Below are 9,975 nucleotides of genomic sequence, written 5' to 3'. Positions count from 1 at the left end.
CGCCCGGTTGCTGGAGGTGCTCTCCGATCCGGAGCGGGCCCGGGCCCCTGGGTCGCGAGGCGCGCGCGGTGGCGGAGCAGCACGACGAGGCCCGCACGGTGGCGGCCTTCGAGCAGTTGTACGCCATCCGGCGGCAACCGGCGGCCGTCCGATGACGCGCTGGTACCGGTTGGCAACGCTGTTCCTGCGCTGTCCACGGTGGCTGGCCTCGGCACGCTGGCCACCGTCGGCTCCCCGGGGGAGATGGTCAGCGACGCGGTCCGCTCGTTGCCCGGCGCCGTCCTGCTGGCCGTCTCGTGCTGCTGCCTCGCGGCCGCCGGCGCCTCGCTCTGCCTGGGCGTGCGCGCGGCGCTGTCCCGGACCCGGCTGCTCACCGCCCTGCTCGTGGCCTGGTGCGTGGCCCTGGTCGTGGTCGCCCTCTTCCCCGCCAACCCGCCCGGCGCGCCCCTCGATCACGCCGCCATGGTGCACCGCTACGGGGCCGCGCCGGTGGCCGCCCTGCCGCCCCTGTTCGAGCTGCTCGTGGCGGAAGTGGCAGCCCCTCGCCGCGGCGCCATGCTCCCCGGCCCGGCGCCGGTGCGGCTCCTGCGCGGGGCGAGCCTGGCCGCGCTCGGGGCGTGCCTGGCGTTCGGCGCCCTCAACGGGCAGGCGGTGCTGGCCGGCGACGACCTGCTGCCGCACTCCGGCGTGGCCGAGCGCATCCTGCTCGCGCTGGTCCTCGTGGTCGTCGGTCTCAGCGTCCGGGTGGTCGGGCACGAGCCGGCGAGCGGGCGCCGAACCCCGCACGAGCGCGCGACCTTATATTGACATCTGTCGATTGCTTGGGCGAGACTGCCGGCATGGTCACGCGAAGAGCTGTCCTCGGGGCGGCCGGCGCCGCGGTGGCGGGTTCCCTGGCCGGCCCCGGTGCCGCCCGCGCCGATGCCACCGTCGCCCTCACGCCGGGCGCCGACTTCGGCGCGTGGGAGGGGTGGGGCACGTCGCTCGCCTGGTGGGCGAACGTCTTCGGGAACCGGGACGACTTCGCGGATCTGTTCTTCACCACGAAGGCGGTGACCTACAACGGGGTGGCACTGCCCGGACTCGGGCTCACCATCGCGCGCTACAACCTGGGCGCCTGCAGCTGGAACACGGTCGCGGGCAGCAGCATGGCCGCGTCGCCCAACATCCCGGCGTACAAGCAGATCGAGGGTTTCTGGCAGGACTGGAACAGCACTGACACCGGTTCCAGCGCCTGGAACTGGAACGCCGACGCCAACCTGCGCGCCGCCCTCGTCAAGGCCACGCAGCGCGGCGCGATCAGCGAGCTCTTCGCCAACTCGCCGATGTGGTGGATGTGCCTGAACCACAATCCGTCCGGGGCGGCCGGCGGCGGCAACAATCTCCAGTCCTGGAACTACGCGCAGCACGGCTACCACCTCGCGGCAGTCGCGCGGCGGGCCCGGGACAACTGGGGCGTGACGTTCCGGACGGTCGACCCGTTCAACGAGCCCTCCTCGGCCTGGTGGACCGACACCGGCACGCAGGAGGGCTGCCACATCGACGCGAGCATCCAGCGGACGGTGCTGGCGCACACGCGCAGCGCCCTCGACGCGCAGGGCCTCACCGGCGTCGGGCTGTCCGCGTCCGACGAGACCAGCTACGACCTGGCCCGTACCACGTTCGCCAGTTTCGACGCGACGACGCGCGGCCTCGTACGCCAGGTCAACGTGCACGGATATCAGGGCAGCGGCGGCCGGCGCGACCTGCTGTTCAACGACGTCCGGGCGGCCGGCAAGGTGCTCTGGAACTCTGAGACCGGCGACAGCGACGGCACGGGACTAACCATGGCCAGGAACCTCTGTCTCGACTGGACGTGGCTGCACCCCACCGCGTGGGTCTACTGGCAGGTGATGGACCCCTCGGCCGGGTGGGGCGCAATCAGATACGACCCCGCCTCGCGTACGCCGGGAGCAGTCGAAGTCAAATATCACGTCCTCGCGCAGTTCACCCGCCACATCCGCCCGGGAATGCGCGTCATCGGCACGCCCGACGGCAGCACGGCAGCCGCCTACGACGCCGCGGGAAAGCGCCTGGTCATCGTGGCCGTCAACACCGGCGCCGCGCAGACGGTCACCTTCGACCTGTCCGCCTTCGCGACGGTCACCGGCGGCGTGACCCGGTGGACGACCGTGCCGGCGGGCACCGACCGCTACACCCGCCGCACCGACGTGACCCTCACCGGCAAGACCGTCCGGCTCGCCTGCCCCGCCGCGTCCGTGCAGACCCTGGAGGTCGCCGGCGTGAGCGCGTGACGGCTCAGACGTTCAGGAGGTCACCGGGGCCGGTCCAGTACTCCACGACGCGCGGCTCGCCGTCGACCTGCACCACGCGGCGGCGCAGCGTCTGCCACTGGCGGGAGCCGTCGGGCTGGTCGCGCAGCACCCACTGCCGGCACTCGGTCCGGTGCTTGACCTCGCCGTCGACGATCACCCGCTGGGCGAGGCACCGGCGGGCCTCGGTCATCAGGTACGGGTTCGGCCCCGACTCGATCGGCAACGGAAACGTGCGGGACAGCGCCTGATACCAGTTCCACGCCATTTTCTCGTACCCGAACTGGTCGGGATGGCGCAGGTCGTGCAGATCGATTCCGGTGACGCTCGACTGGTCGACGACGATCATCCGGCTGTCCTGCCGTTTCGCCACGAGCGCCGGGATGAGCGCGTTGTAGACCTGCGCCGTCTCCGCCTCCTCCGGCACGCGCGACAGAATGATCTGGGCCACGAAGACGTACGCCTCCGGCCGCGCCGCCCGCACTTGATCGAGCAGCACGCCCAGCTTCGCCACGATCGTCGCCGCGTCATCGCCCCGGGTCACGTTGTTCGTGCCGGCGTGCAGCAGGATCACGTCGGGCTCGTACTCGCCGAGCCAGCCGTCGACCTTCTCCCCCAGCTCCTCGATGCTGGCCCCGCCGTGCCCCTCGTGGTCCCGGTCGGCGGTCGTCCCGTTGCGCTGCGACCCGACGAAGTCCATCCGCAGCCCGGCACCGGACAGATGCATCGCCAGGTCGTCCCGGTACGACCCGAGCCCCGGCGTCCCCGTCCCGCGCGTGATCGAGTCCCCGAGCGGCATGATCCGCAGCGTCTCCCCCGGCGCCTGGTCGCCCGGCGCCGCCGCGGCCGCCCCGCCGTCCAGCAGCACCGTCGCCAGCACCGCGGCGATCATCGCCCGGCGTGCGTTCCCCAGCCCCCACGTCACCGCCCGATTCTGCGGTGCCGGCAACTGCCCCCGCACCACCGTCGGGCCCCCGGCCACCCGAACGAGGACAGCCCGGCGCCCTGCCGCCTGCCTGGTACAGCAAAGTTCCAGGCACCGTTCAGGAAAAGCCGCGAGAATGACCCGGCCGTCTCTTCTCTGGAAGGATCTCCTTGGCCGGTGGACTCGTAGCCCTGCTGGATGACGTCGCCGTGCTGGCGCGTGCCGCCACGGCCTCGCTCGACGACGTGGGCGCGGCCGCCGCGAAGGCCGGCGCCAAGGCAGCGGGCGTCGTGATCGACGACGCCGCGGTGACCCCGCAGTACGTGCGCGGGCTGGCCGCCGAGCGCGAGCTGCCGATCATCAAGCGCATCGCGCTGGGGTCGCTGCGCAACAAGTTCCTGATCATCCTGCCGGCGGTGCTGCTGCTGAGCCAGTTCGTGCCGTGGCTGCTCACCCCGATCCTCATGCTGGGCGGCGCCTTCCTGTGCTACGAGGGCGCGGAGAAGGTGTGGGCCAAGGTCGCCCACCACGACGCACACGGCGCCGACGAGCGGGCCACGGACGAGAAGAGCCTGATCTCCGGGGCGGTGCGCACCGACCTGATCCTGTCGGCCGAGATCATGGTCATCACCCTCAACGAGGTGATCGACGAGCCCTTCTGGTCCCGCCTCGCGATCCTGGCGGTCGTCGCCCTGGTCATGACGGTCCTCGTCTACGGCGCCGTCGCCCTCATCGTGAAGATGGACGACGCGGGGCTGCGCCTGTCCCAGCTGCCCGGGGCGGTCGCCTCGTTCGGCCGCGGGCTGGTCAAGGCGATGCCCGTGGTGCTGACCGTCCTCACGGTCGTCGGCACCGCCGCGATGCTCTGGGTCGGCGGCCACATCCTGCTGGTCGGCACGGACGAGCTCGGCCTGCACTTCCTCTACGAGCAGGTGCACCATCTCGAGGAGGCGGCGCACGACGCCACCGGCCCGCTGGGCGGCCTGGTCGGCTGGCTCGTCAACACGGTCGCCAGCGCCGTCCTCGGCCTGATCGTCGGCGCGCTGATCGTGGTGGTCATGACCTTCACGCTGCACCGCCGCAAGGGCGACCACGACAAGGCAGCAACCGAGGCGACGCCCGGCGCGCAGGCCGAGGCCGGCACAGAGACGCACTGAGACCGTCAGGCGCTGCTGTTCTCCTGGCGCCGGCGGGCGGTGGGCGACCAGGCGAAGGCCAGGGAGCTGCCGATCAGGCCGAGGAGCAGGCCGGCGACGAAGCCGCCCAGGTTCGAGGTGAGCCAGGAGGCCAGCGACAGGCCCGCGGCCACGAGCGCGTAGAAGAGCCGCTGCTCCGGGTTGATCAGCAGGAGCACGCCGCAGAGCAGGAGCAGCAGCGGGACGAGATAGCCGGCCAGCCCCTGCATGCCGACGTGCACGACGACCGGCAGGGGCGCCCGGACGGTCACGAGGATCTCGGCGCCCGCCAGGGTGACCAGCAGGCCGCCGGAGAACGGGCGGGCGCGCCGCCATCGGGTGAAGGAGGACGTCCGCCCGCCCATCGTCAGCAGCCGTCGCCGGTGAAGGTCATGCGCAGGTGCGGCAGGGTGAACCGGGCCGCCGTGGTGGCGTAGTTGTTCTGCCGCAGGTTGGCGATGTCGACGGTGTCGGCCTGCTGACCGAACACCCCCTCACCGCCCTTGACCTTGCCGCCGTTGCGGCGGTCGTTCACCTTGTCGAAGGTGCTCGCGTCCTGCCCGATGTCGATGTTCCTGAAGTCGGTGTCGCCCGAAATCAGGTCGGAGTCGACGATCAGGCTGTCGGCGCTCACGGGCGTGGCGCCGTCGCCGGCGGTGATCTTCAGATGCATGCCGCCGAGGGAGACGCTCTGGCACAGCTTGGTCAGCTTCGCCTTGTCGATCGCCGAGACGATGACGACGACCTGGCCGCCGGTGTCGCCGGCGTTCGGGCTGTCCTCGATCATCGTGTCGAGGGCGGCGAACTGCTCGAAACCGTCGCCGTGCAGCTGGGTGGCGGTGACCGTGAAGGGCATGCCGGAGATCGAGAAGTTCGCGGCGAGCACGCCCTGGGCGGTCAGTGCCACCAGACCGGCGGTCAGCGCCGTGGTCAGGGCCAGCATTCCGCCGAAGCGCTTCCATCGCACCCCGCCCTGCGGCGGGGGTGGAGATTCGTCAAGGGACATCGGTCGCTCCTGAGTCGACATGAGTGGCGGATAAGGCATTGCCGGGCGTCAATGTCGGTCGGGCGAAGTTACCGCTCGGTAAGAAGCGGGTCAAGGGCGGCGGACCGGAGATTGCAAGTCCTGGGATGTTACATATTCCTTGCCTTGACGTTACGGCTCGCCGGGGTCTATAAACCGACGGGTCGAGCGTCGGCGTCGGTACCGAGCGCACCATTCCGTCCACTTCCGGCAGGGAGAGTCATGCGCGCGTACCGAAGCATTGTTGTGATCTTTGTAGCGACCGCCACCGCGACCGCGGCCGCGTTCGCCGGCAGCCCCGCGCGGGCCGCCGGCGTCGCCGCGGCGTCCACCGTCCTGACCGTCGAGGCCCCCGGCGGCGCCGCCGTCGCCGTGGGCGACGTGCTGACTGCATCGGTCGCCGCCGGGACGACCGCCGACTTCGCCACCGCGGCCGGCGGCAGCACCGGCGTCACCTGCAGCCAGTCCGCCTTCACGGCGACGGTCACGGACAACCCGGAGGCCCCGGGCGTCGCGTCCGAGTCCGTCACCGCGCACACGTTCGCGTCGTGCACCTCGAACATCCTCGGCGTCACCCGGGTGAACAGCGTGACGGTCAACAACACCCCGTTCGCCACCACGGTCTCCAGCGGCACCGGCACCGTGACGGTCACCGGCACGGACGCGGCCCCGGTGCAGACCACGCTGAGCCTGGGCACGATCCTCGGCTCGGTCACCTGCGTCTACCGCGCCGTCGGGAACGCCATCACCGGCGTGTCCGACAACACCGACAACTCGATCTCGTTCGCCGGGCAGGCCTTCACGAAGTTCTCCGGCCCGATCACGTGCCCGGGCAGCGGCTACTTCACCGCCCGCTACGCCCCCGTGCTGGACAGCAGCGCGACCGGCGCACCCGCCGTCTTCACCAACTGATCCCGCCCCTACGGCTCGCCGGGCACCCGCAACGCGTCCGGCGAGCCGTGCCCTGCCACCGGGATCGCGGCGTCCTCGGCCGATCCGGGCGACCCCGTCCCTTGCGGAGAAAACCACGCATCAGCACGGTGATCGAGGTGGAATCCTCGGCCGCGGTCGCCGAAGGCTGCAACCGTGGGCTGCTGGAGGCATCGCGTCGCTGAGCTCCGCCCGGCCGGGTCAGCGCGGCGGGATGCTCGCCCCGGGGGCTGCCCCGGTCGCCGGGACCTGGCTCCGGCGCAGCTCGTCGAGGCGGACGAGGGCGATGCCGGCCAGGATGCACACGCCGCCGACGGCCTGCAGGACCGTCGGCAGCTCGTCGAGCAGCAGCCACGCGAAGAGCACCGCGAACAGCACCTCGGTCAGCCCCGCGAAGGACGCGAGCGCCGCGCCCAGGGCCCGGGCGGCGCCGATGCCGGACACGTACGAGACGACGCCCGCGAGGACGGCCAGGCCGGCGACCGGGACGAGCCAGCTGACCTCCCGGCCGGCGAAGGACACCGGGCCGGTGGAGGCGTGCAGCGGCAGCACTCCCACGGCGCCGAGCAGCAGCAGGATCAGGGCGCCGGACGCCATGCCGCCGCAGGCCAGGGTCACCGCGGGCAGCTCCGGGCCGACGTGCGAGGACACCACGAAGTACGTCGCCAGGCCCACCGCCGCGACCAGGCCCCACGCCACCCCGGCCGGGTCGAGGTCCGCTCCCCCGGCGAGGTCGAGCACGAGCACCAGGCCCACCGCCGCGGCCGCCGAGCCGGCGAGGGTCAGCCGGCGCGGCCGGTCGCCGTGCCGGGCCCACATCCACAGCACCACCAGGATGATGCCCGAGTACTCGAGCAGCAGCGCCACGCCGACCGGGAGATAACGCACGGCGTTGAAGAAGCCGACCTGCGCCCCGGCGACCGCGAGCAGGCCGAACAGCCCGATGGCCCCGAGCGTGCCGGGCCCCGCGAGCCGCCTGCCCCGCAGGGCGAGCAGCGCGGGCACGGCCAGCAGCACCGCGGCGATGCCCACCCGGACGATCACGGCGGCCTCCGCCGACCAGCCGGCGTCGATGAGCGACCGGGCAAACGACCCGGACGTCCCGAACGTCGCCGCCGACACCAACGCCAGGGCCAGGCCCGGGCCGACCCGCCCACTCCGCACGGAATCCAGCCTACAAAACCTCAGACCGAGCGACCCGGCGCCGATGGGGGCGGCCTGACCGGGCCGAGGGGAGGCGGACGTGAGCGAGGCCGTCGGAACCCTGCTCCTGCGCGCCGAGGACAGGCGGCTGGCCGGCGACTACCGCGGCGGCTGCGCCATCGCGGAGCAGGCCGCCACGCTGGCCGGCGCGACCGGGGACAGTGCGGGACAGGCTGCGGCCCTGCGGTCGTACGCGAATCAGCTGCTCCGCCTCGGCCGCCAGGAGGACGCCATCGCGGCGTGCCGGGAGGCGGTCGCGATCCTCGAGGCGCGCGGCGACGAGTACGCCATCTGCGAGGTGCTGACCGTCGAGGCCATGTCCCTCAACGACCTCGGCATGCACCAGGAGGCCCTCGAAGCCCTCGCCCGGGGACGCGACATCGCCCAGCGGCTCGGCGAGAACGGGCTGCTCTTCTGGGTGCACAACCGCACCGGCGTCGTCCACGGGAGCATGGGCGACCACGAGCTGAGCACCCACTATCTGATGCGCGCGCTGACCATGGCCGAGGGCATGGACGACGAGGCCCGCTTCTGCATCCTCAACAACGTGGGCGACAACGGCGTCTACGAGGTGCAGCGGTTGCGCTCGGCGGGTCAGTTCGCGGCTGCCGACCGTACGCTCGGCAAGGCTCTGGACTGTGTCACCGAGGCCCTGCGCCTGGCGCGGGCCGTGGACCACCCGTTCCGTCAGGCGATCAGCCTCGACAACCTCGGCATGCTGCGGGCGCTCTCCGGCGACCTCGACGCCGCCGCCGGGCTCATCGAGCACTCCCGGCAGATCGCCGTGACGGGCGGCTACCGGTCTCTGGAGCTGGCCGCCCTGCGCCATCTGGCCCGGGTACGCCTCATGCGCGGCCAGTCCGGCGACGCGATCGTGGGCCTGACCGTGGCGCTGCACCGGGCGCTCGACGCCGGCGAGAAGCCGATGGCCATGGAGATCCACCACGAGCTCTCCGCCGCGTACGAGCAGACGGGCGACCTGGCCGCGGCGCTGTCCCACTACCGCTCCTTCCACGAGCTGGAACGCGAGGCGCACAGCGACACGGCTGCGGCGCGCGCCCGGATGGCCGTGCACCACTTCGAGCTCGACAACGCCCGGCTCGAGGCGGAGAACGCCCGGCTGGAAGCGGAACTCGAACGCACCCGCAACGCCGAACTCGCCGCCGACAACGTGCTCTGGCAGCGGCAGGCGGCCGAGGACGCCCTGACCGGCCTGCCCAACCGGCGCTCGGTCGACCGGCGCCTGCCCGAGCTCGCCGCCGCCGGCCACCCCTTCTGCGTCGCCGTCGCCGACGTCGACCACTTCAAGAAGGTCAACGACGAGCATGGCCACCTGGTCGGCGACGAGGTCCTGCGCCGTATCGCCGCCGTCCTGCAGGAGAACCTGCGCGACACCGACCTGGTGGCCCGCTTCGGCGGCGAGGAGTTCCTGATCGCCGTGAACGCGGTGGACCTGCCCGCAGCGCGCATGCAGTGCGAACTGCTGCGGGCGCAGATCGCCGGGTACCCCTGGGACAGCATGCAGCCCGGCCTGGCGGTGACGATCAGCGTGGGCCTGGCCGAGATCCGCCCGGGCACCACCGTGGCGGAGGGCCTGGCCCAAGCGGACGAACGCCTCTACGCCGCCAAGCGCGCCGGCCGCAACCAGGTCTGCTGCGGCTGACTCCGCGTCGCGCCCGGTGCCCGTGACGGGCGCCTCGGCCGGATCGGCGGTCGCCCGGGCTGGAGCTCACAGCTCGGCGTATCGTCGGCGGATTCCTGCTCCCTTGTAGGCGCCTCTGACCGCGCAGACCGGGCAGCCGCACGGCCGCCTGCCGTGCGCGCCCGGGACGTAGCGCCAGCCGGTGCCCTGCGGAACGTCGCGGATCCGGCGCACCTCGGCGGCGGTGACCGCCCGCGGGACGAAAACCTCGTAGCCGCGCGGGTCGTCGAGGGCGGCGATCCGGCCGGCGGCCTCCGCGGCGCTGACCCACTCGGGTGCGGCGCCGTAGTGGCCGACGGTCACCGGCTGGTCGTCGGGCAGCCGCAGATGGACGGCGACCAGCACGCCGGGCTTCCACCGGCGCAGCTCGCGCGTCCACTGATGGGTGAGCACGAACGACGGCAGCATCGGCATGCAGTAGACCCCGCGCTCCCCGGCCCGCCCGTGGCCCCGCGCCTCGCCGACCCGCCCCTGGCTGCGCGGCTCTACGGCTCGCCCGTGGCTGCGCGCGGCAATGCCCGAGCGCTCGATGCCCCGAGCCGCCCGCGCCGTGGTGAGGTGCACGAAAGTCGCCATCGGTCCGGCACGCTACCGACATCCCGCCCGCGTCACCGCCGATTTTTCGCCTGCCGAGCCCTTGTTCCAGCCGGCCGACCTCCTGTTCCAGACAGCCGGTGTGCTTGTTCCAGACGGCAAGTTCCGCT

General features: G+C 72.4%; 10 protein-coding genes. 5 read left to right on the top strand and 5 right to left on the bottom strand.

The window, feature by feature from the left end:
- The first annotated feature begins 198 nt into the window (after positions 1-198).
- The gene (locus tag RBH18_RS23220) at positions 199-807 is read left to right on the top strand and encodes a DUF998 domain-containing protein (protein WP_306211142.1); all 609 of its coding nucleotides are present in this window, start codon (positions 199-201) and stop codon (positions 805-807) included.
- A gap of 32 nt (positions 808-839) precedes the next feature.
- Entirely contained in the window at positions 840-2,294 is a 1,455-nt protein-coding gene (locus tag RBH18_RS23215) for a glycoside hydrolase (protein ID WP_306211140.1), read from the top strand.
- Between the two features lie 4 nt (positions 2,295-2,298).
- Here RBH18_RS23215 and RBH18_RS23210 read toward each other — a convergent pair whose 3' ends face one another.
- The gene (locus RBH18_RS23210; protein ID WP_306211139.1) at positions 2,299-3,237 is read right to left on the bottom strand and encodes an SGNH/GDSL hydrolase family protein; all 939 of its coding nucleotides are present in this window, start codon (positions 3,235-3,237) and stop codon (positions 2,299-2,301) included.
- A gap of 170 nt (positions 3,238-3,407) precedes the next feature.
- On the opposite strand from RBH18_RS23210, the gene RBH18_RS23205 reads away from it, so the two are divergent.
- Positions 3,408-4,394, top strand: a complete 987-nt coding sequence (locus RBH18_RS23205; RefSeq protein ID WP_306211137.1) for a DUF808 domain-containing protein — start codon at positions 3,408-3,410, stop codon at positions 4,392-4,394.
- A gap of 5 nt (positions 4,395-4,399) precedes the next feature.
- Here RBH18_RS23205 and RBH18_RS23200 read toward each other — a convergent pair whose 3' ends face one another.
- Together RBH18_RS23200 and RBH18_RS23195 are read right to left on the bottom strand one after the other, a co-directional pair.
- Positions 4,400-4,777, bottom strand: a complete 378-nt coding sequence (locus RBH18_RS23200; RefSeq protein ID WP_306211135.1) for a DUF6114 domain-containing protein — start codon at positions 4,775-4,777, stop codon at positions 4,400-4,402.
- 2 nt (positions 4,778-4,779) lie between these two features.
- Positions 4,780-5,418, bottom strand: a complete 639-nt coding sequence (locus RBH18_RS23195; RefSeq protein ID WP_306211133.1) for a DUF6230 family protein — start codon at positions 5,416-5,418, stop codon at positions 4,780-4,782.
- A gap of 264 nt (positions 5,419-5,682) precedes the next feature.
- Here RBH18_RS23195 and RBH18_RS23190 point away from each other — a divergent pair, with 264 nt between their 5' ends.
- Positions 5,683-6,348: a Tat pathway signal sequence domain protein gene (locus RBH18_RS23190; RefSeq protein WP_306211131.1), complete on the top strand. Its 666-nt coding sequence runs from the start codon at positions 5,683-5,685 to the stop codon at positions 6,346-6,348.
- Between the two features lie 219 nt (positions 6,349-6,567).
- Here the strand turns inward: RBH18_RS23190 and RBH18_RS23185 are convergent, their stop codons facing one another.
- Positions 6,568-7,530 carry an EamA family transporter gene (locus RBH18_RS23185; protein ID WP_306211129.1) on the bottom strand — a complete coding sequence of 321 codons (963 nt, stop codon included), beginning with the start codon at positions 7,528-7,530 and terminating at the stop codon, positions 6,568-6,570.
- A 79-nt stretch (positions 7,531-7,609) separates the two neighbouring features.
- Between RBH18_RS23185 and RBH18_RS23180 the strand changes: the two genes are divergently transcribed.
- Positions 7,610-9,232 (top strand): tetratricopeptide repeat-containing diguanylate cyclase, encoded by a 1,623-nt coding sequence (locus RBH18_RS23180; RefSeq protein WP_306211128.1) that lies wholly within the window; start codon positions 7,610-7,612, stop codon positions 9,230-9,232.
- A gap of 66 nt (positions 9,233-9,298) precedes the next feature.
- Here RBH18_RS23180 and RBH18_RS23175 read toward each other — a convergent pair whose 3' ends face one another.
- Positions 9,299-9,847, bottom strand: a complete 549-nt coding sequence (locus tag RBH18_RS23175; RefSeq protein WP_306211127.1) for a hypothetical protein — start codon at positions 9,845-9,847, stop codon at positions 9,299-9,301.
- Positions 9,848-9,975: the final 128 nt, after the last annotated feature.

Source organism: Actinoplanes oryzae, assembly GCF_030757795.1.
GTDB lineage: Bacteria > Actinomycetota > Actinomycetes > Mycobacteriales > Micromonosporaceae > Actinoplanes.
Note: the sequence above shows the minus strand (reverse complement) of the source record. Positions and strands in the feature narration are given on the sequence as shown.

Coding starts and splice junctions, on each gene's coding strand:
- RBH18_RS23215 (WP_306211140.1), top strand. CDS start 840: ATGGTCACGCGAAGAGCTGTCCTCGGGGCGGCCGGCGCCGCGGTGGCG.
- RBH18_RS23200 (WP_306211135.1), bottom strand. CDS start 4,777: ATGGGCGGGCGGACGTCCTCCTTCACCCGATGGCGGCGCGCCCGCCCG.
- RBH18_RS23195 (WP_306211133.1), bottom strand. CDS start 5,418: ATGTCCCTTGACGAATCTCCACCCCCGCCGCAGGGCGGGGTGCGATGG.
- RBH18_RS23175 (WP_306211127.1), bottom strand. CDS start 9,847: ATGGCGACTTTCGTGCACCTCACCACGGCGCGGGCGGCTCGGGGCATC.